General features: G+C 67.3%; 27 protein-coding genes. 20 read left to right on the forward strand and 7 right to left on the reverse strand.

The genetic code is table 11. The annotated features are described in order from the left end of the window. Positions 1–11: 11 nt before the first annotated feature. Complete coding sequence (locus ACQ1W9_RS03455) at positions 12–524, reverse strand: TRAP transporter small permease (protein WP_431025331.1); 513 nt, start codon at positions 522–524, stop codon at positions 12–14. Positions 525–637: 113 nt separating this feature from the next. Next, positions 638–1528 carry a MurR/RpiR family transcriptional regulator gene (locus tag ACQ1W9_RS03460; RefSeq protein WP_431025332.1) on the reverse strand — a complete coding sequence of 297 codons (891 nt, stop codon included), beginning with the start codon at positions 1526–1528 and terminating at the stop codon, positions 638–640. 218 nt (positions 1529–1746) lie between these two features. Here ACQ1W9_RS03460 and ACQ1W9_RS03465 point away from each other — a divergent pair, with 218 nt between their 5' ends. The 6 genes from ACQ1W9_RS03465 (at position 1747) to ACQ1W9_RS03490 (ending at position 6926) form a co-directional block, all read left to right on the forward strand. Then, a complete protein-coding gene (locus ACQ1W9_RS03465) occupies positions 1747–2907 on the forward strand; it encodes a diaminopropionate ammonia-lyase (protein WP_431025333.1) in 1161 nt (386 codons plus the stop codon). After that, positions 2900–4129 (forward strand): Zn-dependent hydrolase, encoded by a 1230-nt coding sequence (locus ACQ1W9_RS03470; RefSeq protein WP_431025334.1) that lies wholly within the window; start codon positions 2900–2902, stop codon positions 4127–4129. Before ACQ1W9_RS03465 ends, ACQ1W9_RS03470 begins: the two co-directional genes overlap by 8 nt. Positions 4130–4145: 16 nt before the next feature. Further along, complete coding sequence (locus ACQ1W9_RS03475) at positions 4146–5060, forward strand: N-carbamoyl-D-amino-acid hydrolase (RefSeq protein WP_431025335.1); 915 nt, start codon at positions 4146–4148, stop codon at positions 5058–5060. Between the two features lie 62 nt (positions 5061–5122). Continuing rightward, the gene (locus ACQ1W9_RS03480) at positions 5123–5290 is read left to right on the forward strand and encodes a S24 family peptidase (protein ID WP_431025336.1); all 168 of its coding nucleotides are present in this window, start codon (positions 5123–5125) and stop codon (positions 5288–5290) included. Positions 5291–5780: 490 nt separating this feature from the next. Beyond that, positions 5781–6569 (forward strand): NAD(P)/FAD-dependent oxidoreductase, encoded by a 789-nt coding sequence (locus tag ACQ1W9_RS03485; RefSeq protein WP_431025337.1) that lies wholly within the window; start codon positions 5781–5783, stop codon positions 6567–6569. 90 nt (positions 6570–6659) lie between these two features. Beyond that, positions 6660–6926: a hypothetical protein gene (locus ACQ1W9_RS03490; RefSeq protein ID WP_431025338.1), complete on the forward strand. Its 267-nt coding sequence runs from the start codon at positions 6660–6662 to the stop codon at positions 6924–6926. On the opposite strand, the gene ACQ1W9_RS03495 is transcribed toward ACQ1W9_RS03490, so the two are convergent. Further along, positions 6923–7240, reverse strand: coding sequence for an antibiotic biosynthesis monooxygenase family protein (locus tag ACQ1W9_RS03495; protein WP_431025339.1), 318 nt, complete (start codon positions 7238–7240; stop codon positions 6923–6925). The two genes, ACQ1W9_RS03490 and ACQ1W9_RS03495, sit on opposite strands and share 4 nt — an antisense overlap. A gap of 205 nt (positions 7241–7445) precedes the next feature. Between ACQ1W9_RS03495 and rnk the strand changes: the two genes are divergently transcribed. From rnk to ACQ1W9_RS03510, 3 genes are all read left to right on the forward strand, one after another. Beyond that, complete coding sequence (gene rnk / locus ACQ1W9_RS03500) at positions 7446–7859, forward strand: nucleoside diphosphate kinase regulator (RefSeq protein WP_146801451.1); 414 nt, start codon at positions 7446–7448, stop codon at positions 7857–7859. A gap of 99 nt (positions 7860–7958) precedes the next feature. Then, positions 7959–8573, forward strand: coding sequence for a LysE family translocator (locus tag ACQ1W9_RS03505; RefSeq protein WP_431025340.1), 615 nt, complete (start codon positions 7959–7961; stop codon positions 8571–8573). Between the two features lie 82 nt (positions 8574–8655). Beyond that, positions 8656–9837: an EAL domain-containing protein gene (locus ACQ1W9_RS03510; RefSeq protein ID WP_431025341.1), complete on the forward strand. Its 1182-nt coding sequence runs from the start codon at positions 8656–8658 to the stop codon at positions 9835–9837. A gap of 12 nt (positions 9838–9849) precedes the next feature. Here ACQ1W9_RS03510 and ACQ1W9_RS03515 read toward each other — a convergent pair whose 3' ends face one another. Then, complete coding sequence (locus ACQ1W9_RS03515) at positions 9850–10350, reverse strand: copper chaperone PCu(A)C (protein WP_431025342.1); 501 nt, start codon at positions 10348–10350, stop codon at positions 9850–9852. A gap of 76 nt (positions 10351–10426) precedes the next feature. Then, entirely contained in the window at positions 10427–12076 is a 1650-nt protein-coding gene (locus ACQ1W9_RS03520; RefSeq protein ID WP_431025343.1) for an acyl-CoA dehydrogenase family protein, read from the reverse strand. A gap of 143 nt (positions 12077–12219) precedes the next feature. On the opposite strand from ACQ1W9_RS03520, the gene ACQ1W9_RS03525 reads away from it, so the two are divergent. From ACQ1W9_RS03525 to ACQ1W9_RS03545, 5 genes are all read left to right on the forward strand, one after another. Beyond that, positions 12220–12768, forward strand: a complete 549-nt coding sequence (locus ACQ1W9_RS03525) for an NUDIX hydrolase (protein ID WP_431025344.1) — start codon at positions 12220–12222, stop codon at positions 12766–12768. After that, positions 12765–13703, forward strand: a complete 939-nt coding sequence (locus tag ACQ1W9_RS03530; protein WP_431025345.1) for an AAA family ATPase — start codon at positions 12765–12767, stop codon at positions 13701–13703. The genes ACQ1W9_RS03525 and ACQ1W9_RS03530 overlap by 4 nt, the downstream gene beginning before the upstream one ends. A 2-nt stretch (positions 13704–13705) precedes the next feature. Beyond that, positions 13706–14641: a DUF58 domain-containing protein gene (locus ACQ1W9_RS03535; RefSeq protein WP_431025346.1), complete on the forward strand. Its 936-nt coding sequence runs from the start codon at positions 13706–13708 to the stop codon at positions 14639–14641. 52 nt (positions 14642–14693) lie between these two features. Further along, positions 14694–16757 carry a transglutaminase TgpA family protein gene (locus ACQ1W9_RS03540; RefSeq protein WP_431025347.1) on the forward strand — a complete coding sequence of 688 codons (2064 nt, stop codon included), beginning with the start codon at positions 14694–14696 and terminating at the stop codon, positions 16755–16757. A 97-nt stretch (positions 16758–16854) separates the two neighbouring features. Next, a complete protein-coding gene (locus ACQ1W9_RS03545; RefSeq protein ID WP_431026404.1) occupies positions 16855–17352 on the forward strand; it encodes a glutathione peroxidase in 498 nt (165 codons plus the stop codon). A 139-nt stretch (positions 17353–17491) separates the two neighbouring features. On the opposite strand, the gene ACQ1W9_RS03550 is transcribed toward ACQ1W9_RS03545, so the two are convergent. Then, complete coding sequence (locus ACQ1W9_RS03550) at positions 17492–17899, reverse strand: DUF7079 family protein (RefSeq protein WP_431025348.1); 408 nt, start codon at positions 17897–17899, stop codon at positions 17492–17494. A 174-nt stretch (positions 17900–18073) separates the two neighbouring features. Between ACQ1W9_RS03550 and fabV the strand changes: the two genes are divergently transcribed. From fabV to ACQ1W9_RS03565, 3 genes are all read left to right on the forward strand, one after another. Further along, complete coding sequence (fabV, locus tag ACQ1W9_RS03555; RefSeq protein WP_431025349.1) at positions 18074–19279, forward strand: enoyl-ACP reductase FabV; 1206 nt, start codon at positions 18074–18076, stop codon at positions 19277–19279. 49 nt (positions 19280–19328) lie between these two features. Further along, the gene (locus tag ACQ1W9_RS03560; RefSeq protein WP_431025350.1) at positions 19329–19529 is read left to right on the forward strand and encodes a hypothetical protein; all 201 of its coding nucleotides are present in this window, start codon (positions 19329–19331) and stop codon (positions 19527–19529) included. A gap of 131 nt (positions 19530–19660) precedes the next feature. Beyond that, entirely contained in the window at positions 19661–20641 is a 981-nt protein-coding gene (locus ACQ1W9_RS03565; RefSeq protein ID WP_431025351.1) for a GlxA family transcriptional regulator, read from the forward strand. A 19-nt stretch (positions 20642–20660) separates the two neighbouring features. Here the strand turns inward: ACQ1W9_RS03565 and ACQ1W9_RS03570 are convergent, their stop codons facing one another. Continuing rightward, the gene (locus tag ACQ1W9_RS03570; protein ID WP_431025352.1) at positions 20661–21299 is read right to left on the reverse strand and encodes a class I SAM-dependent methyltransferase; all 639 of its coding nucleotides are present in this window, start codon (positions 21297–21299) and stop codon (positions 20661–20663) included. Between the two features lie 117 nt (positions 21300–21416). Here ACQ1W9_RS03570 and ACQ1W9_RS03575 point away from each other — a divergent pair, with 117 nt between their 5' ends. The 3 genes from ACQ1W9_RS03575 to astA are packed head-to-tail and all read left to right on the forward strand — an operon-like array spanning position 21417 to position 24759. Further along, complete coding sequence (locus ACQ1W9_RS03575) at positions 21417–22631, forward strand: aspartate aminotransferase family protein (protein ID WP_431025353.1); 1215 nt, start codon at positions 21417–21419, stop codon at positions 22629–22631. Positions 22632–22678: 47 nt separating this feature from the next. After that, positions 22679–23743, forward strand: coding sequence for an arginine N-succinyltransferase (locus ACQ1W9_RS03580; RefSeq protein ID WP_431025354.1), 1065 nt, complete (start codon positions 22679–22681; stop codon positions 23741–23743). Continuing rightward, positions 23743–24759: an arginine N-succinyltransferase gene (astA, locus tag ACQ1W9_RS03585; protein WP_431025355.1), complete on the forward strand. Its 1017-nt coding sequence runs from the start codon at positions 23743–23745 to the stop codon at positions 24757–24759. Before ACQ1W9_RS03580 ends, astA begins: the two co-directional genes overlap by 1 nt. The last annotated feature ends 5 nt before the right edge of the window (positions 24760–24764 follow it).

Below are 24764 nucleotides of genomic sequence, written 5' to 3' on the forward strand. Positions count from 1 at the left end.
GTGGAGTCTCCTCAGGTGCGTTTGACGGCAAGCGCCGGTTCGGTATTGAACAGATCGCCGATGGCGGACAGTAACAGCTGTATGCATGCCAGGCCTGAGGCAATGGGAATGATCATGTAGGGGATGCCGCGAGGCATACCGAAGATCATGGTGACTTGATCAAAGCCACGAGATACGTAATTGAAGCTGTAGAAAAAGATAACACCAAAGAAAATCATGGCGATGATGTCGAAACTGACGGCGAGGCATTTTTTCATTCGACTGGGGAAGCGATCGAACAGAACCAGCATGCCTACATGTTGCCGCCTGCATATGCCGATCGACACGGAAAGCAGCGCTACCCATATCATCAGGTATCGTGCCAGCTCTTCGGTAAACGTGAAATTCCAAGGCAGGGCATATCTGGAAACAATGCCTAGCCATACCACAAGAACCAGGACGGTGAGAATCAAGACGCAAACCCTTTCTATCCAGGTGTCCAGCGTCTTGCTTGTTCTGTAAATGGCATCTGGTGATATCGCCATATCCTGTTACTCCAAGGCTAGACTGTTGTAGTTGTCGATGCGCTTGTCGAGCTAACTTCCTAGGCAATCTGTCATTAACTATTGTCGTTTTGTCATGTTGGGTTTTTCTTTGTTCACCCAGGCTCTTCCTTTGTCAGCCAGGCATACGCATTCAGCTCATCCAAGTTGTCATGAAGCGTTTCGATGTGCTTCAGCCTCTCCTGGCTGTAGGCAATGTTCTGCTGGAAGAGCTGCGTGCAGATCAAGTTCAGGACGCTCATGGTTGCCGAGTAGCTGTCGAACAGAGACTGGGAGTTGACCTGACAGGTGAAGGTCCACGTCGCCTCCAGTCCGTGATCGGCATAGGGGTCGGTCAACAACAGCGTGCTGGCCCCTTGAGTGCGGGCCATGTCGAGCACCTGAGACACCATGGCCACCCGCCGCCGAAGCCCCACCACCACCACGACATCGTCATCGCCGATGTCGATCAAGTCTTCTGCCAGAGTCTGTCCGGTGTTCGGTATGAGGCCGACACCCGGGCGTAATATCTGCAACTGGCGATGCAGGTAGCTGGCCAGCATGTAACTGTTGCGGAACCCGGCCACATGAACCTGCCTTGCCCCGGCAATGGCCTCGATGACCTCCCTGAGCTGATCGCTGCGTATCGCCTCCAGGGTTTGCATCAGGTTCTGGGTTTCCTGCGCCAGATGGTCAGCAATCGGCTGGCTAGGCATGGAGGGACGTTCCTGCGGGGCCGCCGAGGAGAGATAGACCGGGGAGCCCCAGCGTTTCGCCTCGCGAGCCTGCTGTCTCGCTTCATTGAAATCCTTGTACCCGAGCCGCTGGAAGAAGCGCGAGGCGGCGGCACGCGACGTCCCGGCAGCCTCGGCCAGCTCCCCCGCGCTGTAGGTAGCGATCTCTCCAGGGAAGCTAAGCAGCATGTCGCCCAGGCGTTTCTCCGCCTTGGGAAGGGCCTCGTAGTGAGCCCGGATGCGTGCTTCCAGTGTGTCGTCGTGTTTACTCATGAGGTCACCCTGCCATGATCCGAAAGAAATGAAAATACCTTTTCACATATTGACATAATGAAAATATGATTCCAGATTGGTCCCCATCGGGCCACTCCCGGCTGTTGGGGAGGCGGCGTGGCCGATACTGCTCTCCGTCATACTCAAGGACTGCCATGAAAACTCTTATAAATCATGACTCTGTCGCACATTTTTCCAATCCTAGAGCGAGCAGAGGAGTGCCGATCGGCGACCGCCAGCGGGCCGTCCTCAACCAGGACGCCATGCACAAGGCCCGAGATGAAATCCGAACCTGGCCGGGGTACGCGCCAACCCCTCTGGTTTCCCTGAAGAGACTTGCTGAAGCGGCCAAGGTAGCCTCCATCACTTACAAGGATGAGGCTCATCGTTTTTCTCTGAACAGTTTCAAGGCACTGGGGGGCGCCTATGCGGTCCTTCAACTGCTCAAGTCCCACCTGCCTGAGGATGTGTCCTCCTCGGACCTGATGGCGGGACGTTACCAGGACATCGTGTCAGGCCTGACGGTGTGTTGCGCCACCGACGGCAACCATGGCCGGTCGGTCGCGTGGGGAGCCCAGCAGTTCGGCGCCCGCTGCGTGATCTACCTGCACGCCACCGTTTCCCAGGGGCGTGAGGATGCGATTACTCGCTTCGGGGCCGAGGTGCGTCGAGTCGATGGCAATTACGATGATTCGGTTCGGCAGGCGGCACGGGATGCCGAGGCCAATGGCTGGTTCGTGGTCTCGGATACCTCCTACCCGGGCTATATGAAGGTGCCCCGCGACGTGATGCAGGGCTACACCATCATGATTGATGAAGCGGTGCATCAACTCCCGGAACCACCGACCCACTGCTTCGTTCAAGGCGGAGTGGGTGGCCTGGCGGCCGCTGCCTTGGCTCAGCTCTGGGAAGCCTACGGCCCGGAGCGTCCGCGTGTGGTCGTGGTCGAGCCTGACCGCGCCGCCTGCCTCTATGCCAGCGTGCGTGCCGGCATTCCAACGGCAGTCGAGGGCGAACTGGATACGCTGATGGCCGGATTGGCCTGTGGCGAGGTCTCGTTGTTGGCCTGGGAAGTGCTCGACGAAGGCGTAGACGACTTCATGACGGTCTCCGATGATTCCGCGGTGGAGGCGATGCGGCTGTTAGCTGATGGCTCAGCCGGCGACGCACCATTAGTGGCCGGCGAGAGTGCCGTAGCAGGTCTCGCCGGTCTACTGATCGCCCGCCAGCAGCCGGAGCTGAGTGCCGCTCTCGGCCTGGACGAAGCGAGCCGTGTGCTGGTTATCGGCAGTGAAGGGGCAACGGACGAAGCGGTATATCGCGAACTCGTCGGCCGCGGATCGGCCGAGGTAGAAAAAGAGGCTCTAGAGCATGCATGACACTCTTCGTATCAATGGCAAGCGGCTACTTGAGCGGCTCCAATCCCTGGGGGAAATTGGTGCACTGCAAGGTGGTGGCGTCTGCCGCCTGGCCTTGAGTGAGGAAGACCGCCAGGGCCGAGAGCGAGTCATCGGCTGGATGCGCGACCTAGGCCTGAAGGTCACCACGGATGGCATGGGCAATGTCTTTGGCCTGCGCCCCGGCCAGGAGGAGGGCCCCCCGGTGATGACGGGCTCTCATATCGATACCGTCCGCACTGGTGGCCTCTATGACGGGAACCTGGGGGTGTTAGGAGGGCTGGAGGTTGTCGAGACCCTCAATGACGCGGGCATCACGACGCGCCGGCCCCTCTGTGTCGCCTTCTTCACCAACGAGGAAGGGGCACGTTTCGCCCCGGACATGATGGGTAGCCTGGTCTATGTAGGGGGCATGCCGCTGGAAGAAGCGCTGACGACCGAAGGGATCGATGGCGAAAAGGTCGGTGATTGCCTGGATGGCATCGGAGCGCGGGGCAACCTGTCGGTGGGAAATCCCGAGGTGCACACCTTCGTTGAGCTGCATATCGAACAAGGACCGGTGCTGGAAGAAACCGACATCACGATTGGTGCCGTGGAGAAAGTTCAGGGCATCTCCTGGACGGAGCTGACCTTCATCGGCACATCGAATCATGCCGGCACCACGCCCATGCGCCTGCGGCATGATGCAGGCTATGCGGCGATGGCCACGGCCACCTTCGTACGCGACTTGGCAAACCGAATCGGGGGGGATCAAGTCGGCACAGTCGGCTATCTGGATATCGCACCGAACCTAGTCAACGTCGTGGCTAACCATACTCGCTTCACGGTCGATCTACGCAATACCGACAACGAAAAGTTGAAGCAGGCCGAACAGGAGCTGGCTGACTTTGTGGACCAGCTGGCAGACCGAGAGGGCATAGAGGTCGAGCGACGCACCTTGGCTCGCTTCGACCCCGTTCCGTTCGATCCCGCTATGGTCGACCGGGTGGAATCCGCTGCCAAGGCGTTGGGGCATTCCGTCATGCGCATGCCCAGCGGTGCCGGCCATGATGCCCAGATGCTCGCCCGGGTCTGTCCGACCAGCATGATCTTCGTGCCCAGCGTCGGCGGGATCAGTCACAACATCAACGAGCATACCGAACCCGCTGATCTGGAGGCAGGCGTCAATGTCCTGCTTCAGGTGATGCTGGATCTCAGCGAGTGAGACCAAGGACATACGCATGAGTCGAAAATTGATGGTAGGGGCCGCCCAGCTCGGTCCCATCGCGAGGACGGAGTCCCGCTCCCAGGCCGTGGCCAGGATGGTCGACCTGATGCACCAGGCCAAGGGCCGCGGGGTCCAGCTGGTGGTTTTCCCGGAACTGGCGCTGACCACCTTCTTCCCGCGCTGGTACTTCGAGGATCAGGCCGAGGTTGACGCCTTCTTTGAACGAGAACTCCCCGGCCCTGAGACGCAGCCGTTGTTCGATGCCGCCCGGGAGTTGGGCATCGGCTTTTATCTAGGGTACGCGGAACTGGCGCAAGAAGATGGCAGGACACGCCACTTCAACACCTCCATCCTGGTCGATGGATCGGGCCGCATCGTTGGCAAGTACCGCAAGGTACATCTTCCCGGACATGACGAGCATGAGCCCTGGCGGCCTTTTCAGCATCTCGAAAAGCGGTATTTCGAGCCGGGCAATCAAGGTTTTGGTGCCTGGCAAGCCTTCGGGGGGGCCATGGGCATGGCGCTTTGCAACGACCGGCGCTGGCCAGAGACCTATCGAATGTTGGCCCTGCAGGGAGTCGAGCTGATGATGCTCGGCTATAACACGCCGACCCACTACCCGCCTGTGCCAGAGCATGATCACCTACAAGGGTTCCACAACCATCTTTGCATGCAGGCAGGAGCCTACCAGAACGGCATGTGGGTGGTGGGGGTGGCCAAGGCAGGCAAGGAGGAAGGGTGTGATCTGCTGGGCCAGAGCTGCATCATCGGCCCTACCGGTGAAATCATGGCCATGGCCAGCACCATGGAAGATGAATTGATCACCTATGAGTGCGATCTAGACCGGACGCGTGAAATTCGAGAGCATATCTTCAATTTCTCGCTACATCGGCGGCCCGAGATCTATGACCTGATCACTAAAGTGTGATCGGTATTTGGGGAAGGTAGCCCGGCACTGAGCCGGGCTTCATTTAACGTTAAGTTGGGAATGTGATTCGCCTGGACGACTACCTCTATGCCAAGCGCCTGCAGCGCCGCTTCGATGGCGTGGCAATCATCAGCGCTAATAAGGAATACCCGGAAGCCTTGGTGCCTCGCGACCGACTCCAAGAGCTGGAGGTCATCGGTCGCGCCGTCTGGGCCGCCGGCTGGCTTTGACAGCCCAGTGCCAAACACCCAGTAAAAAGGGCCGCCTCATACCGAGATGGCCCTTTTTCTGATTCGCGCTTCTTTGGCACTGTTTCCGCGCTCCCTGGCGGGATTCACTGCTCTGAAACCCACGCCACTCCTGGGCTCGTCCCATGGATCCCCGTTTTATCCCGCCAGATCCCGCCACTTGGTCTCTAGTGCCATATCTACTGCTAACCCACACTTTCGGTGCGTACTTGATCGCGTCGGCCAAATGGTCGGGGGACGGGGGTGTCTGCTTTATGGTCCGTTAGCCGATTTCCGGTCGTGTCGCTCGCTATCGTCCGTTCGGGGGATGGCGAGGCGGCGTCGGGCGGGCAAGGTCCAGGTGACGGTGGCTTGTCTCGACTCGGGGTGGGCCGTTGTCGAGCCCCCCGACTGGAGAGGACATGCCGAGCGTGATACCGAACAGAGAAGTCGCCCTTTACGATACCGGCGAGGTGCCGATCGAGGCCAGTGGTTGGCGGGCGTCGAGGTGACCCTGCTGGAGGCGCGCCAGCCGGGTTGGGGCGCCTCCGGGCGCAATGCCGGTCACGTGTTGCCGATGATCAAGGACATGCGGGCGATCGAGGGCTTCGCGGATGGGGGACGAGCCTTCCTCGAGCTGTTCGGCGAGCACCACCGGCTGCCCTTTACCCTGGCGCGTCGCCACGGCATCGAGTGTGATGCCGCCAAGGTCGGCTACCTGCATGCCATGCGTGGCAAGGGGGCCTTCGAACGCTTTTCCCGGCAGGCGGTGGTGCAGGCCGAACGGCTGGGTCAACGCGTTGAGCTGCTGGATGGCGCGGCCATGCACGAGCAGACGGGGAGTCATGCCTACCCCTTCGGGGTGTGGCATGCCGCGGGGGGGCGCATCAACCCCTACCGCTTCACGCTGGGCATGGTGGCCGCCGCCCACCGGCTGGGGGCCAGGGTCTATGGTGATAGCGCGGCCCTGAAACTGACCCCGGAGGGGCGGCGCTGGCGCGTCGAGACCGCCCGGGGGAGCGTGCGCTGCGAGCGGGTCGTGCTCTGTACCAATGCCTATTCCGGCGATCTGGTGCCCGAACTGACCGGCGGCTGCTACCCCTTGACCGCTTATGCCCTGATGACCCAGCCACTGCCCCGGGAGCTGCGCGAGGTCATCATGCCGGGACGAGCGGTCCTGTCTCAGGAACCGGTCGATCTCAATCCGCTGGTCGTCGATGGTAAGCACCGCTTGATCATGGCGTCGATTCCCAGTCGCCGCCGACCCGCCGATGCCGCCTGACACTTCCGTCATCACCTGCGCTGGCTGCACCGCACCTGGCCGCAGAGCCGCCACCTCGAGCTCTCTCTCGCGCACTACTGGACTGGCCGGGTGGCGCTGCGCGATCAGGCCTTTCCCGGGGTTTATGAGGCGGCGCCGGGGCTCTATGGCCTGATGCACTTCAATGCCTGGGGCAATATCATGGCGCCCTTGCTGGGCATGCGCCTGGCGCAGGGGCTGGTGGAGGATCGCCTGGATCGCATGCCGTTTCCGCTGACGCATCCCCGGGCGGTGGCCCATCCGGGCAAGCAGAGCCTGCTGATTCGTCGCGGCCTGATTCCCGCGGCCAGGGTGGCCCAGACCCTGGGTGTGATCTAGGCTCCAAAGGGTGGCATGACCACCCACTCCGGTTCCTCGAATTCGCCGATCAGGTGGATCTCGCAGCAGGGGGCCGCGGCGCGAATGATCTCCTTGACCACCGGGTCCTGTCGCGCCTCCATGGCGTCGCGGCTGGCCTTGCTGTCCCAGTGGGCGATGGCGATCAGGGTGTGCGGGTCATCGATCTTGCGATGCAGCTCGGTACCCCGCGCCCCCGGCGCCCGCTGGATGCGCTGGCTGGCGCGCACCCAGGCCTCGGCATAGTCCTCGGCCCGATAGCCGTCGCGGATACGTACCTCGAAGATATATTTCATCGCCCTTCCCCTCGTGGCTTCGGCGGCATTGCCGAACAGTGTAGGCGCCTTTTCCTGCGGCCTTCGTGGGGGCTGTCCAAGCCTGCCGTTAAGGCTTATGATGCGCTGAATTCACAGTCCTTCGCCCGCTTGCGGGCGGAGGGCTGTTTTCGTTGGACGGTCGGTTTTTCGTCCATAGAGCGTTGACCGGCCTGTAGGAGGCACCATGTCGTCACGTCCTGCCATTATCATCAACCGTCTCGATGCCGAGCGCCTGCAGCGGCTGATCGATGCCGCCAGCGACAAGGACCTGCCGGTGGCGGAGTCCCTGGAGGAGGAACTGACCCGGGGCGAGGTCATCGACCCGGAGGATATCCCCGAGGATGTGGTCAGCATGAACAGCCAGGTGCAGTTCACCGACCTGACCCGCGACCGCCAGATGATCCGCACCCTGGTCTATCCCCATGCCCTGGCCGCCACCGAGGATGGGCTCTCGGTGATGGCGCCCATCGGCGCGGCCCTGCTGGGCCTGCGCATCGGCGATATCATCGACTGGCCGCTGCCGGACGGCAGCGAGATCAAGCTGCGTATCGACGCCATCTTCTGGCAGCCGGAGCGCGAGGGCCAATTTCATCGCTGAGCCCTCGCCCATGGGCCAAGGGCCAAGGGCATGGCGGCCCTGGCCTTGGTAAGCTGGGGATGCCGCGTTCGCATCACTAACCCAAGGAGGAGAGGCAGGATGCCATTATCACTGTGGTTGTCACTGGCGGCGGTCTGCGCCATGGGGGCGGTCTCGCCGGGGCCCAGCCTGGCCCTGGTGCTGCGCCATACCCTGGGCGGCGGTCGTGCCCCTGGGGTCACCGCGGCCCTCAGCCATGCCCTGGGGGTGGGGCTCTATGCGCTGCTGACGGTCTGGGGCCTGGGCGCCCTGGTGGCCCGCCAGCCGGCGCTGTTCCAGGGGATCACCTGGCTGGGGGCGGCCTACCTGGCCTGGCTGGGCATCAAGGCGCTGCGCGCCGGGCGCGGCGGCGCCCTGGCCGCCGAGGGCGTGGCCACCACGCCGCGCCAGGCGGCCCGGGAGGGGCTGCTGGTGGCCCTGGGTAATCCCAAGCTGATCCTCTTCTTCGTGGCCCTGCTGAGCCAGTTCGTCAGCCCCGAGATGTCGGTGGCGGTCAAGGCGCTGATCGTCGCCACCGCCATGATCATCGACGGCGGCTGGTATGCCCTGGTGGCGGTGGGGCTCACCCATGGTCGGGTATTGCCCTGGCTGCAGGCCCGGGCCCACTGGATTCATCGTATCACCGGGGTGTTGCTGCTGGGCCTGGCGATCCGCGTGGTCTGGGGGCCCCTGTAGCGCCACCCAGCGTTGACGGTCCGCCTGGCGCCCCGTCCCGCCCCTGTTAGGCTGAATAGCGGGTTGACTCCGGGAGAAGGGCATGACGTCGACGCATCCCAACGAGGCGGCGGTGCTGGACAGCGACCAGGACGTGGCCGCCTCGCTCTCCCTGCAATTGCATACCCTGGGCATTCGTGCCCGCTACTATCAGAGCCGCCAGCGCCTGCTGGAGGAGCTGGACCGGCGCCGTCCACAACTGGTGGTGCTGGCCCTGGAGCCAGGGCGTATCGATGGCATCGCCGTGCTGCGCGACTTGTCCCGGCTCGGCTATGTCGGCGCCGTGCTGCTGCTTAGCGGCGTCGAGCGCAAGGTGGTGCGTATCGCCGAGCGGGTCGGTCGCACCCTGGGGTTGCTGATGCTCGACTCCCTGCCCAAGTCCTTTCGCCTGGCGGAGCTGCGCCAGCGCCTCGATGGCCTGCATCCCTTGCCCCGGGAGGCCTGTCGGGCGGAGGCGGGGGTCGCCCCGCGTATCGGCGAAGAGATCGAGCGTGCCCTGACTCAGGGCGAGTTCCTCGTCTACTACCAGCCCCAACTGGAGCTGGCCGGGCAGCGCATCAGCGGCGTCGAGGCCCTGGTGCGCTGGCGGCATCCCCGGCGGGGCATCCTGGTGCCGGGGCAGTTCCTGGGGACCATGACGCCCGGTCAGTACCGCCGCCTGACCCGTTGCATGCTGATGGGCGTGATGGCGGACGTGGCGCGCTGGCCGACCCTGCAGGGGCTCGACAGCATCTCGGTGAACGTGACCCCCGAGGAGCTGATGAGCGAGGAACTGCTGCTGCTGATGGAGGAGCTGCGCGCCGGCCTGGCCAAGGCGCCGCCCCTGGTGCTGGAGGTGACCGAGACCGCGGCCATGGACGACGAGCTGCTGGGCGGCGAGGTGGCGGCACGGCTGCACCTGCACGGCCTGGAGCTGGCCATCGATGACTTCGGGGTGGGCTTCTCCTCCCTGGCCCGGCTACAGATGCTGCCGGTCAGCGAGCTGAAGCTGGATCGCAGCTTCGTCAGCCACCTCCAGGAGGAGCCCCTGGACGCCGCCATCGTCGAGGCGGTGGCCCTGCTGGGGCGGCGCCTGGGGATTCGGGTGGTGGCGGAGGGGGTGGAATCCCTCGCCACCCTGGAGGCCCTGGCCCGCTATGGCTGCACCCACGCCCAGGGCTATGCCCTGGCCCCTCCCATGCCGGCGGAGGCCCTGGCGGGGCTGCTGACCCGCCGCGCGGGATGAGGTCGTCACGACTCAGTGATGGTGGGCATCCGCCGCCTCGCTGCCCACCGACGCTTCCTCCACCCAGACTTCCACCTCGACGCTATCGCGCTCGGCGAACTCCAGGGTCAGCGGGAAGCGCTGGCCCACCGTCAGGGGGGCTTCCAGGTTGATCAGCATCAGGTGCGTGCCACCGCCGGGACGCATGGTCAGGGTCTCGCCGGGGGCGATCTCGAAGGCCTCCTGCCGGCGCATCACCATGCGGTCGTCCTCCAGGGTCATGTCGTGGAGCTCCACCACCTCGCTTACCGGGCTGCTGGCGCCGATCAGGCGCGCCGGCTGTTCGCCCTCGACGCCGATATCCAGGTAGGCGGCGCCATTGGGTGCCCCCGGCGGCGTGGGCGTGGCGAAGGGGTGGGCGATACGCAGGTCCCCATGATGGGCCTCGTGGGCCATGGCGGAAGGGGGCAGGGCGGCCAGGGCGGTGACGGCCAGGCCGGCAACCAGGCCGAGGCGAAGGGAAAGCGCGGGCATGATGCATCCTTGTCGATATAAGAGACGATAAGCTTAGTCGCGGCACCAGCGTAACCAAGGCGGCGCTTTGTCGCACTCAAGGGCAGGGCAGCCGATCCAAGATCGGCGTCAGGGCCAGGTCGGCGGGCAGGCAGCCATAGGCAGGGCTGGCCTCGCCCAGGCGGCTGCGACAGAAGCCCTCGGCCACCGCCGCCGGGGCCCGGTCGAGCAGCAGCGCCGCCTGGGTGGCCTGAGCCAGGCGCTGGGTCAGCCAGCGGGCCCGCGGCTCCAGCGCCTCGGCGGGGCCGGCCAGCAGGCGGTGAATCTCCTCGAGGGCGCGATCATAGTCGCCCTGGTGGCCCTTGGCCTTGGCCAGCAGGGCGAACAGCGCCTCCAGGCTCTCGGGGTGGCGCCGTACCACCCGCAGCAGGTCCAGGCAGATCACGTTGCCGGAGCCCTCCCAGATGGAGTTCACCGGCGCCTCCCGATAGAGCCTGGCCAGGGGCGACTCCTCCACATAGCCGATGCCGCCCAGGCACTCCATGGCCTCGGCCATGAAGCCGGGGCCGCGGCGGTTATGCCAGTACTTGGCCAGGGTCGGCAGCAGCCGCGCCAGGGCCGCCTCCTCGGCGTTGCCGGCGGCGGCGTCGAAGGCCCGGGCGGCGCGCAGGCTAAGCGCCACCCCGGCCTCCACCTCCAGGGCCAGGTCGGCGATCACCGCGCGCATCAGCGGCTGCTCCGCCAGGCGCTTGCCGAAGGCGTGGCGGCCGCAGGCATGCCGCCAGGCACACACCAGGGCCTGGCGCATCATGCCCACCGGGGCGACGGCGGCGTCGAGGCGGGTCTGCTGGACCATCTCGAGGATGGTGGCGATGCCGCGGCCCGATTCGCCCACCGGCAGGGCCCAGGCGCCCCGGTACTCGATCTCCGCCGAGGCGTTGGCGCGGTTGCCGCACTTCTCCTTGAGGCGCTGCAGCTCGATGGCATTGCGTGCGCCGTCCGGGGTGAAGCGGGGCACCAGGAAGCAGCCCAGGCCGGCGTCGTTCTGGGCCAGGGTCAGGAAACCGTCGGACATGGGGGCGCTGCAGAACCACTTGTGGCCGGTGAGGCGATAGCCGTCGCCGTCGCGCTCGGCCCGGGTGGTATTGGCGCGCACGTCGCTGCCGCCCTGCTTCTCGGTCATGGCCATGCCCAGGGTGGCGGCGGCCTTGTCGGCCAGGGGCAGGGCGCGGCCGTCGTAATCGTGAGCCAGCAGCTTGGGCTGCCAGGCGGCGAGCACCTCGGGGGCGTGGCGCAGGGCGGGCAGGGCGGCATGGGTCATGGTGAGGGGGCAGCAGAAGCCCGGCTCCGCCTGGGTCAACAGATAGAGGGCCGCCACATGGGCCTGGTGCCCGCCGCGACCCTCCTCCCGCCAGGCCACGGCGTGCCAGCCACCGCGGCAGGCCAGTTCCATCAGCCGATGATAGGCGGGGTGGTAGCGCACCTCGTCCAGGCGTCGCCCGTAACGGTCGAAGAGGCGCAGCTCCGGCGGGTGGCGGTTGGCCTCCTCGCCCCAGGCCTGCACCTCGCGGCTGCCCACCGCCTGGCCGAGCGGCGCCAGGCGCTCGGCGACCCAGCCCGGGGCCTCGTGGCTCAGGGCCTCGCGCAGTGGCAGGTCGTCGGCGAAGGCGTCCCGGTCGTCGTCCGCGGGCGGCTGGTTCTCGACCCGATGGCTGGCCAGGATCTCGCGGGGGGCAAAGTCGCGCATCGAGGCGCTCCTGAATCGATGGGCCTGCCCCCAGAATAGTCCCTAGCCCAGAGTCTCAGCCGGTGGCCCGTTTTGACTCCCGCTCTTTCTGGCCCTATGGGCGGTGACTGAGTAGGCTGAGGGGAGATCCACAGGAGAGTCCGATGACCGCCGATATTGCTTCGACCCTGGCCCTGCCCGAGCCGGTGATCGCCGATGAGTCCATCCAGTTGGTAGACGCCCGCAACCGCCCCTGTGGCAGTGCCCCCCGGGCGCTGATGCGGCGCTTTCGCTTCTGGCATCGGGCCACCTATGTGGTGGTGCTCAATGGCCGGGGCGAGCTCTGTGTGCAGCGCCGTACCCTGATCAAGGAAGTCTTCCCCGGTCACCTGGATCTGGCCGCCGGGGGGGTGGTGGGTGCCGGCGAGGCGGAGCATGTCGCCGCCCGCCGCGAGCTCGACGAGGAACTGGGGATTCGCGGCGTGCCGTTGCGGGACTGTGGCGGCTTCCGCTATGTGGAGGGCGGCCACCATATCTTCGGCAGCCTCTTCCTGGTGCACTACGACGGCCCCCTGAGGCTCCAGGCCGAGGAGGTGGCGGAGGCCTTCTGGCTGCCCCTGGACGAGGCCCTGGCCCTGGACTCGGTGACCCCGGATACCCGCTGTGCCATCGAGGCGCTGCGGCGCCGTGGCCTGCTGGAGTCGCCGGCATGAATCGCCCCTTGTCGCCGCCGCTGAGCGAGGCGCGCCTGGCCCGGGTGGCCGAGGCCCTGGCTCGGGTGGTGCGCGGCAAGCCCCGGGAGGTGCGCCTGTCACTGTGCTGCCTGCTGTGCCGGGGCCACCTGCTGATCGAGGACCTGCCGGGGTTGGGCAAGACCACCCTGGCCCAGGCCCTGGCCCGGGTCACCGGCCTGGAGATGCAACGCATCCAGTTCACCAGCGACCTGCTGCCGGCGGACGTGCTGGGGGTCTCGGTGTTCGATCCCCGGGACGCCAGCTTCCGCTTTCATCCCGGTCCCATCTTCCACGGCCTGGTGCTGGCCGACGAGATCAATCGCGCCACCCCCAAGACCCAGAGCGCTTTGCTCGAGGCCATGGAGGAGGGGCAGGTGACCATCGAGGGCGAGACCCGCGCCTTGCCCGATCCCTTCTTCGTCATCGCCACCCAGAATCCCCAGGAGCAGTCGGGGACCTTCCCGCTGCCGGAGTCGCAGTTGGATCGCTTCCTGATGCGCCTCTCCCTGGGCTACCCCGATGCCAAGGCGGAGCGCGAGATCCTCAAGGGCGAGGCGGGGCGGGGGCGTCTCAAGGAACTGACCGCCCTGCTCGACGCCGAGACCCTGCGCGGCTGGCAGGCGCGGGTCGCCGAGGTGCATGCCTCCGACAGCCTGCTCGACTATGTGCAGGCCCTGGCCAAGGCCAGCCGCGAGCACGCCGAACTGCCCTGGGGGCTCTCCACCCGGGGCGTGCTGGCCCTGCTGCATGCGGCCCGCGGCTGGGCCCTGCTGGAGGGGCGCGATCATGTGTTGCCGGAGGACGTCCAGGCGGTCTGGGTGCCGGTGGTGGGCCACCGCTTCAGCGAGGCGCGCCGGGAGGAGGGCGAGGGCCTGGCCTGGCAACTGCTCACCGCGGTACCGGTGCTGGGCTAGCCATGACGCTGGGCATGGCGTCCCGGGCCTCCTGGCGGCAGCGCTGGCGGCGCCGCCTGGCCACCCCCCAGGGGCAGCCGCTGCATCAGCGCCGCCTCTTCCTGCTGCCCACCGCCTTCGGCCTGGGCTGGGCCACCCTGGTGCTGGTGCTGCTGCTGTTCGGTATCAACTATCAGAACAACCTCGCCTACGGCCTGGCCTTCTGGCTCTTCGCCATCGCCCTGGTGGCGCTGTGGCGGGGCTGGCGCAACCTGCACGGCATCCGCGTCACCTTGCGCCCGCCCCAGGAGGTCTTCGCCGGCGGCGAGGCGCGCCTGGGGGTGCATCTCCAGGCGCCCCGGGCCCGCCAGGGCATCCAACTGCGCCTGGGGGGCGACCCGGTGACCTGCGTGATCGAGCACGGCGAGGGCCAGGCCCAGTTGACCCTGCCGGCGGTGCGCCGCGGCTGGCAGTCCTTGCCGCTGCTGCGCCTGCACAGCGACTGGCCCCTGGGGCTGGTGCGGGTGCTGGCTTGGGTGGCCCCCGGCGACCCGCTGCTGGTCTACCCGGCGCCCCTGGACGAGGCGTCCCGCACCACCCGGGACGAGGGGGAAGGGCAGGAGGAGCGCGACTTCAGCGGACTGCGTCGCTATGTGCCCGGCGATAATCCGTCCCGGCTGGCCTGGAAGCAGTGGAGCCGCACCGGCATGCTGGCCACCAAGCAGTTCAGCCGGCCGCCGCGGCGGGTGCTGTGGCTCGACTACGACGAGGCACCGGGGGACCCCGAGCGTCGGCTGGCCTGGTTGTGCGCCCGGGTGCTGGCCCATCACCGCGCCGGCGACGCCTATGGCCTGCGCCTGCCCGGGGTGACCCTGGCCCCGGACGGCGGCGATGCCCAGCGGCGACGCGCCCTGCGCGCCCTGGCCCTATGGGGGCAGACCCCGGAGGTGACCCCATGAGCGCGGCTCCTCTCCATAGGGCCCTATGGGAGAAGCCCTCGGAGGCTCTCCCATGAGTGCCGCCCCGGTGGTGCTGGCGGATGGCCGCTCCCTGTCGGCGGCCATGCTGCGCCAGCTGTTTATCGGCCAGTGTCTGGTGGTGGCCCTGCACCTGGCCTGGATGCCCCCCTGGCTGCTGGGGGTGGCCCTGGCCGCCGCCGGCTGGCGCTACCTGCAACTGCGCGACCGGGTGCCCCGGGCCAGTATCCTGCTGCGCCTCACCGCGGTGGTCGGCGTGCTGGCGGCGCTCTGGGTGGAGTTCGGCAGCCTGCATGGCATGGATGGCCTGATCGGCGTACTGCTCGGTATCTACCTGCTCAAGTTGCTGGAGACCCACAATCGCCGCGATGCCCGGGTGGTGATCTGCATCGGCTTCGTGGCCATGACGGTGGCCTTCCTCCACGACCAGGGGGTGCTGATGACCCTGGGGGCCCTGGTGGCGGCGGTCTGGCTGCTGCAGTCCCTGGTGGGGCTGGCCGGGGCCGCCCAGCCCGCGAGCCGCTGGCGCGAGACCCTGTGGCTGGCGGGGCTGTCGCTGCCGCTGATGGTGGTGCTCTTCCTGCTCTTTCCGCGCCTTGGGCCGCTGTGGAGCATGCCGCAGACGGAGCGCGCCGCTACCGGCCTCACCGAGGAGATCGCCCCCGGCGATATCGCCGAGCTGTCGCGCAGCGCCGCCCGGGCCTTCCGGGTGAGCTTCGAGGGGCGCGAGCCGCGCCCCGACGAGCGCTACTGGCGGGTCTATACCCTGTCGCGCTTCGATGGCGAGCGCTGGTCGCGGCTGACGCCGGCGGAGCTGGCCCGGGCCCTGGGCCGGGCGGAGGAGCGCCTGGCGGTGGCGGCCACCCGTTCCCCCTTTGCCGACAACGCGGCGGCACGCTTTCGTGCCGAGCTGCTGCTGGAGCCCGACAGCCGCCCCTGGCGCCCCTCCCTGGGCACGCCCCTGGCCAGCGACGTGCGCCAGCGCTACCTTACCGACGGCACCCTGGAGGGCCTGGAGCCCCTGGCCGGGCGTAGCCTGCTGCGCCTGACCAGCAGCGGCGTGGCGCCGGCCCATGCCGACCCCGCGGGGCCGGCATGGTACATTCGCCTGCCCGAGGGCACCAACCCGCGCAGCCATGACCTGGCCCGGCGCCTGTGGCAGGAGGCCGGGGGCGATCCTGAGGCTTATCTGGCGGCGCTGATGGCGCGCTTCGGCGAGGCCCCCTTCCGCTATACCCTGGCCCCGCCGCGGCTCACCGGGCGCGATCGGGTCGATGATTTTCTCTTCGGGAGCCGGGCCGGTTACTGCACCCACTACGCCTCCGCCACCGCGGTGATGGCCCGGGCGGTGGGCATCCCGGCGCGCATCGTGGTGGGCTTCCTGGGTGGCGAGCGCCATCCCGACGGCTACTACACGGTGCGTGACTATGACGCCCACGCCTGGACCGAGGTGTGGCTCGACGGCGCCTGGCGGCGCCTCGATCCCACCGCCGCCATCGCCCCGGAGCGCATCGAGGAGGGGCCCCAGGCGGTGAACGACGCCGATCAGGCCTACCTGGCCAATGCCCCCTTCTCGCCGCTACGGCTGCGGGACGTGGGCTGGCTCAACCAGGTTCGCCTGGAGTGGGAACGCCTGGAGTATCGCTGGCAGCGCGGCGTGGTGGGGTATCAGCAGCAGCGCCGGGAGGCGGTGCTGGCGCGGCTCCAGCAGTGGTTGCGCGACGCCTGGGAGGGGGTGACCTCGGGCGCTCGCGGCCCACTGCTGTTGGTGCTGTTGGTGGGGCTGAGCCTGGGGCTCGTCCTGGCGCTGCGCTGGGGCTGGCCGCGCCTGAGGGAGCGTCGTCACGAGGCCTTCCGGATACGCCGCCTGCAGGCCTGGCTGGCGCGCCGCGGCCAGGGCGCACGTCCCGGTGAGTCGCCGGCGGCCCATCTGCGCCGGGTGGCGGCCCAGGGCCTGGCCCCGGCTCCCCTGGACGAGGCGGCCCGGGCCTATGAGCGCCTGGCCTATGCACGATTGAGCGAGGCGGAACGTCATCAGCGCCGCGACCAGTTGGCCGGGGCCTGTCGGCGTATCAGGCACCAATGGCCGCGACACTAGCTCGAATGCTGTGGTCAAGGAACGTCAGGAAAGGCAAGGGTGGCATCGCCCGCGGCGACATGGCATCTTGGAATTTCCAGAACAGCGGGCCTGCGGCATGTCGCTCTACGATATCGATTGCCATACCCACCTCGGCGAACCCTTCAACCTGCGGGCCCTGCGGGGGCAGGTGCTGTTGGTCACCAATGTGGCCAGCCGCTGCGGCTTTACGCCCCAGCTCGAGGAGCTGGAGGCCCTCTATCGGGGCTATCGCGATCAGGGCTTTATGGTGCTGGGCTTCCCCTGTAATCAGTTCGCCCGCCAGTCGCCGGAATCGGCCCGCGACTTCTGCGCCTTCTGCGGCCGGGAGTACCGGGTCACCTTCCCGCTGATGGAGAAGGTCAAGGTCAATGGCCCCGGGGCCCATCCGCTGTTTCTCGAGCTGCGCCGCCAGGCGCCGGGGGTGCTGGGCAGCACCCTGATCAAGTGGAACTTCACCAAGTTCCTGGTGAGTCGCGATGGCCGGGTACTGGCGCGCTTTGCGCCCCGGGACGGCCAGCGGGTGATTCGCCCCGCCCTGGAGAGGGCCCTGGAGAGCCCCTTCGAGGCAACCTAGGCTCTGTACGAAAACTGTCTGCGCTCGCCCATACGGCGTTAAAAATCGGCTCAAAGTACTCATTTACACCGCGTAAACTCCGTCTTTTCGCCGATTTTTGCCTTGTCTGGCCATCGCTCGCCGACTTTTCGCACAAAACCTAGTCGGCCCGTTCGGCGCCTGACGCCGCCTCGTCCTGGGCCAGCTGCACCCGCATCATCAGTTCCTGCCAGCGGTGGCGGGTCATCATGGTGGTCAGCCCCGAGAAGAGCGCCCAGCACTGGCGTCGCCAGCCGCGCAGGCGGCGATTGTGGGCCACCAGCTGGCGCAGTAGTCGCTCCTCGTTGAAGGCGCGCCACTCGCCGGCCACCGACATCTGATGTCGTGACAGCACCGGGGCCAGCTCCAGGCGGAAGACCCACTCCAGCTGCCTGAGGGTGAGGCCGCTGCGCCGGACCACCGCCACCATGCGGGCATAGTCCCGCTCGCCGGGCTCCCGATCGAGCCACAGTGGGGCCAGCACCAACCAGAGATCGCGGCGTTCCTCGACCAGTGTCTCGATATCCATCCTGACTACCTGCTAAGCGGTGCGCCCGTCGGGCGCCTTGCCGGCATCTTCGTTTATGTGGCCGCCGTGCTCAAGGGCGGACAGCCCGGCGGCGAGTCGGTAGAATGGCCAGATCACTCGGCGTGGCCGGTAGACGGCCGCGAAGGATCGAACAGCAAGAAGTCGAGGTCAGTCGTGATCATCAAACCCAAGGTTCGCGGTTTTATCTGCACCACCACCCATCCCGTCGGCTGCGAGCAGAACGTGCTCGAGCAGATCGAGGCAACCCGCGCCCGGGGCCTCGACCAGGCCGCCGGCCCCAAGAAGGTGCTGGTGATTGGCGCCTCCAGCGGCTATGGCCTGGCGGCCCGCATCACCGCGGCTTTCGGCTATGGCGCCGACACCCTGGGGGTGTTCTTCGAGAAGCCCAGCACCGAGAAGAAGCCCGGCACCGCCGGTTGGTACAACTCCGCCGCCTTCGACAAGTTCGCCAAGGCCGAGGGCCTCTACAGCAAGGCGATCAACGGCGATGCCTTCTCCCATGAGGTGCGGGCCAAGGCCATCGAGCTGATCAAGGAAGACCTCGGCCAGGTCGACCTGGTGGTCTACTCCCTGGCCTCGCCGGTGCGCAAGCTGCCTGACAGCGGCGAGCTCAAGCGCTCCAGCCTCAAGCCGATCGGCGAGACCTATCGCGCCACCGCCATCGACACCAACAAGGACGCCATCATCGAGGCCGAGGTGGAGCCCGCCACCCAGGAGGAGATCGAGGACACCATCACCGTGATGGGCGGCGAGGACTGGGAGCTGTGGATCGATGCCCTGGACAAGGCCGGCGTGCTGGCCCCGGGTGCCCGCAGCGTGGCCTTCAGCTATATCGGCACCGAGATCACCTGGCCGATCTACTGGCATGGCGCTCTCGGCAAGGCCAAGGAAGACCTGGATCGCGCCGCCGGCGAGATCGATCGTCGCCTGGCGGCCAGCGGCGGCGGCGCCAATGTGGCGGTGCTCAAGTCGGTGGTGACTCAGGCCAGCGCCGCCATTCCGGTGATGCCGCTGTATATCGCCATGGTCTACCGGGTGATGAAGGCCCAGGGCCTCCACGAGGGCACCATCGAACAGCTCAACCGGCTGTTTGGCGAGCGCCTCTATGCGGGGCAGGGCGGTGGGATGGCCACCGACGAGGCGGGGCGCCTGCGTCTCGACGACTGGGAACTGCGCGACGACGTCCAGCAGGCCTGCAAGGATCTCTGGCCCCGGGTCACCACCGAGAATCTCTTCGAGATTACCGACTATGCTGGGTATAAGCATGAATTCCTGAAGCTCTTCGGCTTCGAGCGCGACGACGTGGACTATGATGCCGATGTCGATCCGGTAGCGGAATTCGATGTGATCAGCGTCTGACCGGCGCCTCGGCGCCGGTCGGCAAGTGCAACTGGCGCGGAGGCTCGCGATGGATACCCGTGAAAGCAAGACCCCGGAAGAGGAACGTCAGCACCTCAAGGAAGTCAGGCAGCCGGAGGATTTCACCAATCCCGAACCCGACGAGGATCAACCCGAGGCCCGGGAGTCGGCCCATGGCGTGCACCGGGTCCTGCTGATCGCCATCGTGGTGGGTATCATCGCGGTGGGCTTCTTCCTCTTCGGTCGCTGATCTCCGCCGCCAGGCCGCCCTCCGGGGCGGCCTTTGTGGTTCTGGGACGGCTTTTTCTCTCGGCCCGCCCCGGCGCTTTTCCCTCCCGGGCAATTGGGTAAGATGGTGGGTTCCGCGATCGGAGTCTGCCCATGCACGATGCCCCCTTTTCCAGCGCCAACCTCGGACACCCCCGCCGCGTGGGGGCGGTGATGCTGCCGGGTTTCTCGCTGCTGGCCCAGGCCTGTGCCCTGGAGCCCCTGGTGGTGGCCAACCAGCTCGCCGGGCGACGCCTCTACGAGTTGCATAGCCTGGGCCTGGATGGCCGGGAGGTGGGCAGTGTCGCCGAGGTGGCGCTGCTGCCCGGCGAGCGCATCGACGAGCTGGACGCGGTCCCAGACCTGTTGCTGGTCTGCGCCCCCTCGCCCCTGGCGGGTAGCCTGGCGCCCTCCCTGGGGGAGTGGCTGCGGCGGCTGGCGCGCAGTGGCGTGGTGCTGGGCGGCATCGCCGGCGGCGCCGAGGTGCTGGCTCGGGCCGGGGTGCTGGATGGCTATCGGGCGACCCTGCCCTGGCAGCGCTTCGACGCCTTCGCCCGGGACTATCCCCGGGTGCGGCTCTCCCATCAGCTGTTCGAGATCGACCGAGATCGCCTCACCTGCGGCGGTGGCACCGCCGCCATGGACATGATGATGACCCTGATCGGCATGCAGCACGGCCAGCCCCTGGCCGAGGCGGTCTCCGAGCACTTCGTGCTGGAGCGCATCCGCATGGCCGACGAGCCCCAGCATGTGCCGCTGCGCTCGCGGCTGGGCCACGCCCCCCAGAGCCTGATCGATGCGGTGACCCTGATGGAGGCCAATATCGAGGAGCCGCTCACCACCCACGAGCTGGCCGAGCACCTGGGCATCTCCCGGCGCCAGCTGGAGCGGTTGTTCAAGAAGTACCTGCAGGCGGTGCCCAGCCGCTACTACCTCAACCTGCGCCTGCAGCAGGCCCGCAAGCTGCTGCGGGAGAGCGACCAGGCGGTGGGGGAGATCGCCCTGCAGACCGGCTTCTCCTCCGGCGCCCACTTCTCCACCGCCTACCGCAATCACTTTGGCATGACGCCTCGGGAAGAGCGCCTCACCGCCTGAGGTGCCGCCGCACCGGGCGCTAATCCTCTTCGCCGGAGGGCGCGGCCTTGCGGGCCCGCAGGGCGCGAAACAGCGAGCCCATCAGTACCGGCCGGTCGGCCTCGATCACGAAGCCGGCGTCTTCCAGCAGCGGCCGGGCCTGGCGGGTGATATCGGTGGCGATGGCGCGGGTCACCAGGTTGAGGGCGCGCCGCCCGAGGCCGGCAGGGCGCTCGTCGGCCTGGAACTTGTCCATCACCCCCAACTGGCCCGAGTCGCGCAGCACCCGATGGGCCTCGGCCAGGCCGAGCTGCGGCTCCGGCATCACCGCCACGACCAGGTGCATCACCACCACGTCGAAGTGCCGGTCCGGGTAGTCCAGGTCGGCGGCATCCATCACCCGGCAGTGCACCTCCCGGCCCAGCGCCTCGGCGCGGCGGGCGATTCGTCGTACCATGGCCGGTGACAGGTCGGTGGCATGCACCTCGGCGTCCTCCGGCAGCCAGGGCAGGTCGAGGCCGGTGCCGGCCCCCACCAGTAGCACCCGGGCCCGGGGCGGCCACTCCAGCTGCGCCAGGGCCAGTTGGCGCGGCCGCCGGAAGGTGCGCTCGGCCACGGCGTCATAGATCGGCGCATAGAGGCCGTAGCGCAGGCGATTCCAGGTAGTGGCATTGAACATCGCAGTCCTCGTCACCCTAACCGCTTTTGATAATTCGCCGTCCCATCGATGAAAGCTTCCTTGGGCCGGCGTCCCTATACTCCCATGATCGAGCATTCCCACAGGATGGAGAAGACCATGAGCTATACCCCGACTCGCAGCGACTTCGACCAGTACATGGTGCCCAACTACGCCCCCCAGCAGGTGATTCCGGTGCGTGGCGAGGGCAGCCGCCTGTGGGACCAGCAGGACCGCGAGTACATCGACTTCACCGGCGGGATCGCCGTCAATGCCCTGGGTCACTGCCATCCGGTGCTGGTGGATGCCCTCAGGACCCAGGCCGACAAGCTCTGGCACCTCTCCAACGTCTACACTAACGAGCCGGCCCTGGCCCTGGCCAAGTCCCTGGTGGAGCGCACCTTCGCCGACAAGGCCTACTTCTGCTCCTCCGGTGGCGAGGCCAACGAGGCGGCCCTGAAGCTGGCGCGTCGCTGGGCCCATGACACCCATGGCGCCCACAAGGACAAGATCATCTCCTTCCGCCAGTCCTTCCACGGCCGCACCTTCTTCACCGTCAGCGTCGGCGGCCAGCCCAAGTACTCCCAGGGCTTCGGCCCGGTACCCGGCGGCATCCTGCACGCCGAGTTCAACGACCTGGAGAGCGTCCGTGCGCTGGTCGGCGATGACACCTGCGCCATCATGGTCGAGCCGATGCAGGGCGAGGGCGGCATCGTGCCGGCCACCCCGGCCTTCCTCGAGGGCCTGCGTGAGCTGTGTGACGCCAACGACGCCCTGCTGATCTTCGACGAGGTGCAGACCGGCGTCGGCCGTACCGGCAAGCTCTACGCCTATATGCACTATGGCGTGACTCCGGACATCCTGACCACCGCCAAGTCCCTGGGCGGCGGCTTCCCGGTGGGCGCCATGCTGACCACCGACAAGGTGGCGCCGTCCCTGGCCATCGGCACCCACGGCTCCACCTATGGCGGCAACGCCCTGGCCTCCGCCGTGGCCCTGGCCGCCGTGGAGACCATCGACACCCCCGAGGTGCTGGGCGGTGTCGAGGAGCGCCACGCGCTGTTCCGCGAGCTGCTCGAGGCGATCAATCGCAAGCACGGCCTCTTCAAGGAAGTGCGCGGCATGGGCCTGCTGATCGGCGCCCAGATGGCCGACGCCTGGGAAGGCCGCGCCAAGGACATCCTGCCGCTGGCCATCGAGGAGGGCGTGATGGCCCTGATCGCCGGCCCCAATGTGCTGCGCATGGCGCCCTCCCTGGTGATCCCCGAGGCGGATATCCGCGAGGGCATGGCTCGCCTGGAGCGCGCCATCGATCGTCTCGTCGCCCAGGGATGAGGTCGCCCATGCCCGAGAGTCAATCCCTGTCCCCTGGAGGACTCGCCATGCTGGTCGTACGCCCCGTGCGGCCGGCGGACCTGCCGGCCCTGGAGCGGCTGGCGGGCTCCGCCACGCCGCGGCTGACCAATCTGCCGGCCCATCGCGACCGGCTGGAGGAGCGCATCACCCGCTCGCAACGCGCCTTCGGCCGCGAGGTCGATTTCCCGGGTGATGAGCACTACACCTTCGTGATCGAGGATCGCGAGCGCGACGAGGTGGTGGGTACCGCCACCATCCGCGCCCAGGCGGGGGCCAACGAGGCCTACTACACCTACCGCCAGGAGACGCTGATCCACGCCTCCCAGCAGCTCAACGTGCGCCGCGAGGTGCAGACCCTGTCGCTCTCCCACGAGGTCTCCGAGGCGACCCTGCTGTGCGCCCTCTCCCTGGACGAGCGCTACAAGGGCACCAGCGCCGAGAGCCTGCTGCGCCGCGCGCGGCTGATGTTCATCGCCCAGTACCCGGAGCGCTTCGCCGAAATTCTGGCGGTGGCCTTCCCCGGCTTCCTGGACGCCGAGGGCGAGTCACCGTTCTGGAACAGCGTGGGCAATCATTTCTTCGCCCGCGGCTACCAGGACATCAACCATATCGCCGGGGTGCGCTCGAAGAGCTTTATCGCCGAGGTGATGCCGCAGTTCCCGCTCTACTTGCCGCTGCTCACGCCCCAGGCGCGGGCCGCCATCGGCCGCGAGCACCCGGCCCACGAGACGCCCATGCAGGAGATGCTGGCGGAGGGCTTCGTGCGCTCCCGCCATGTGGATATCTTCGACGCCGGCCCGGTGATCAAGGGCGAGCGGGAGCGCCTGGAGACCTTCCGCCGCGCCGCCTGGCACCCGGTGCGGGTGCGTCCGGCGGCCAGCCTGCCGGACGCCGAGCCGGCGATGATCGCCAACCAGAAGCTGGGCGAGTTCCGCTGCGTGGTGGCCCGCTATGCGCTCTCGCCCACCGGCCAGCTGATGCTGTCGCCGGAGCACGCCGAGGTGCTCGGCGTGGAGGAAGGCCGCGCGGTACTGGTGGCGCCCCTGGCCCTGCCCGCCGTGGATGACGTCTATGACGAGGGAGAGCTGTGATGCGTATTCGTCCCATCGCCCGTGATGACCTGGACGGCCTCCAGGCCCTGGCCCAGCAGACCGGGGTCGGCTTCACCTCGCTGCCCGACAACCGCGACTTCCTGGCCAGCAAGATCGAGGCCGCCGCCAGCGCCTTCGAGGAGCGCACCCCGGTCGACGACCGCCTCTACTTCTTCGTCCTCGAGGACGAGGCGAGCGGCGAGCTGGCCGGCTGCTGCGCGGTGGTCGGCCAGGTGGGTCACGACGCGCCCTTCTACAACTACCGCCTGGGGACCCTGGCTCACTCCTCGGTGCAGCTCGACCTGCACCGCACCATCGATACGCTCTTCCTGAGCTCCGATCACACCGGTGACGCCGAGGTCTGCTCGCTCTACCTGCGCCCCGAATACCGCAAGGATCGCAACGGCACCCTGCTCTCCAAGGCGCGCTGGCTGTTTATGGCGCAGTTCCGCGACCGCTTCCCGGACAAGGTGCTGGCGGAGATGCGCGGGCGCTTCGATGACAACGGCGTCAGCCCCTTCTGGCAGTGCCTGGGCAGCCACTTCTTCCCCATGGACTTCAACGAGGCCGACCGCCTCACCGGCCTGGGGCAGAAGAGCTTTATCGGCGAGCTGATGCCCAAGTTCCCCATCTACACCCCCTTCCTCAGCGAGGAGGCCCGGGAGTGCATCGGCCAGGTCCACGAACAGACTCGCCCGGCCCTGGAGATGCTCAAGAAGGAAGGGCTGCGCTGGGAAGGCTTTATCGACATCTTCGACGGCGGCCCCACCGTGGAGGCCTATATCGACGACGTGCGCGCGGTGCGCACCTCGCGGCTTTGCCAGGTGGAAGTGGCGGCCAGGGCCGAGAGCGGCGAGCGCCCCGGCTGGCTCGCCTCCAGCACCTCCATGCTGGACTTCCGCGCCGGCTGGGTGGGGCGTGGCCCCAACGCCGACGATGTCATCGTATTGACCGAGGAGGAGTCGCGTCGACTGGGTGTCGGCGCGGGCGATTCCCTCCGCCTACTCGAGACTTAGGAGAC

It is taken from the genome of Halomonas sp. H5 (assembly GCF_050613175.1).
In the GTDB taxonomy this organism is placed as follows: Bacteria; Pseudomonadota; Gammaproteobacteria; order Pseudomonadales; family Halomonadaceae; genus Bisbaumannia; species Bisbaumannia salifodinae.

Coding starts and splice junctions, on each gene's coding strand:
- ACQ1W9_RS03455 (WP_431025331.1), bottom strand. CDS start 524: ATGGCGATATCACCAGATGCCATTTACAGAACAAGCAAGACGCTGGAC.
- ACQ1W9_RS03460 (WP_431025332.1), bottom strand. CDS start 1,528: ATGAGTAAACACGACGACACACTGGAAGCACGCATCCGGGCTCACTAC.
- ACQ1W9_RS03470 (WP_431025334.1), top strand. CDS start 2,900: ATGCATGACACTCTTCGTATCAATGGCAAGCGGCTACTTGAGCGGCTC.
- ACQ1W9_RS03475 (WP_431025335.1), top strand. CDS start 4,146: ATGAGTCGAAAATTGATGGTAGGGGCCGCCCAGCTCGGTCCCATCGCG.
- ACQ1W9_RS03495 (WP_431025339.1), bottom strand. CDS start 7,240: ATGAAATATATCTTCGAGGTACGTATCCGCGACGGCTATCGGGCCGAG.
- rnk (WP_146801451.1), top strand. CDS start 7,446: ATGTCGTCACGTCCTGCCATTATCATCAACCGTCTCGATGCCGAGCGC.
- ACQ1W9_RS03505 (WP_431025340.1), top strand. CDS start 7,959: ATGCCATTATCACTGTGGTTGTCACTGGCGGCGGTCTGCGCCATGGGG.
- ACQ1W9_RS03510 (WP_431025341.1), top strand. CDS start 8,656: ATGACGTCGACGCATCCCAACGAGGCGGCGGTGCTGGACAGCGACCAG.
- ACQ1W9_RS03515 (WP_431025342.1), bottom strand. CDS start 10,350: ATGCCCGCGCTTTCCCTTCGCCTCGGCCTGGTTGCCGGCCTGGCCGTC.
- ACQ1W9_RS03520 (WP_431025343.1), bottom strand. CDS start 12,076: ATGCGCGACTTTGCCCCCCGCGAGATCCTGGCCAGCCATCGGGTCGAG.
- ACQ1W9_RS03525 (WP_431025344.1), top strand. CDS start 12,220: ATGACCGCCGATATTGCTTCGACCCTGGCCCTGCCCGAGCCGGTGATC.
- ACQ1W9_RS03530 (WP_431025345.1), top strand. CDS start 12,765: ATGAATCGCCCCTTGTCGCCGCCGCTGAGCGAGGCGCGCCTGGCCCGG.
- ACQ1W9_RS03535 (WP_431025346.1), top strand. CDS start 13,706: ATGACGCTGGGCATGGCGTCCCGGGCCTCCTGGCGGCAGCGCTGGCGG.
- ACQ1W9_RS03540 (WP_431025347.1), top strand. CDS start 14,694: ATGAGTGCCGCCCCGGTGGTGCTGGCGGATGGCCGCTCCCTGTCGGCG.
- ACQ1W9_RS03545 (WP_431026404.1), top strand. CDS start 16,855: ATGTCGCTCTACGATATCGATTGCCATACCCACCTCGGCGAACCCTTC.
- ACQ1W9_RS03550 (WP_431025348.1), bottom strand. CDS start 17,899: ATGGATATCGAGACACTGGTCGAGGAACGCCGCGATCTCTGGTTGGTG.
- ACQ1W9_RS03560 (WP_431025350.1), top strand. CDS start 19,329: ATGGATACCCGTGAAAGCAAGACCCCGGAAGAGGAACGTCAGCACCTC.
- ACQ1W9_RS03565 (WP_431025351.1), top strand. CDS start 19,661: ATGCACGATGCCCCCTTTTCCAGCGCCAACCTCGGACACCCCCGCCGC.
- ACQ1W9_RS03570 (WP_431025352.1), bottom strand. CDS start 21,299: ATGTTCAATGCCACTACCTGGAATCGCCTGCGCTACGGCCTCTATGCG.
- ACQ1W9_RS03575 (WP_431025353.1), top strand. CDS start 21,417: ATGAGCTATACCCCGACTCGCAGCGACTTCGACCAGTACATGGTGCCC.
- ACQ1W9_RS03580 (WP_431025354.1), top strand. CDS start 22,679: ATGCTGGTCGTACGCCCCGTGCGGCCGGCGGACCTGCCGGCCCTGGAG.
- astA (WP_431025355.1), top strand. CDS start 23,743: ATGCGTATTCGTCCCATCGCCCGTGATGACCTGGACGGCCTCCAGGCC.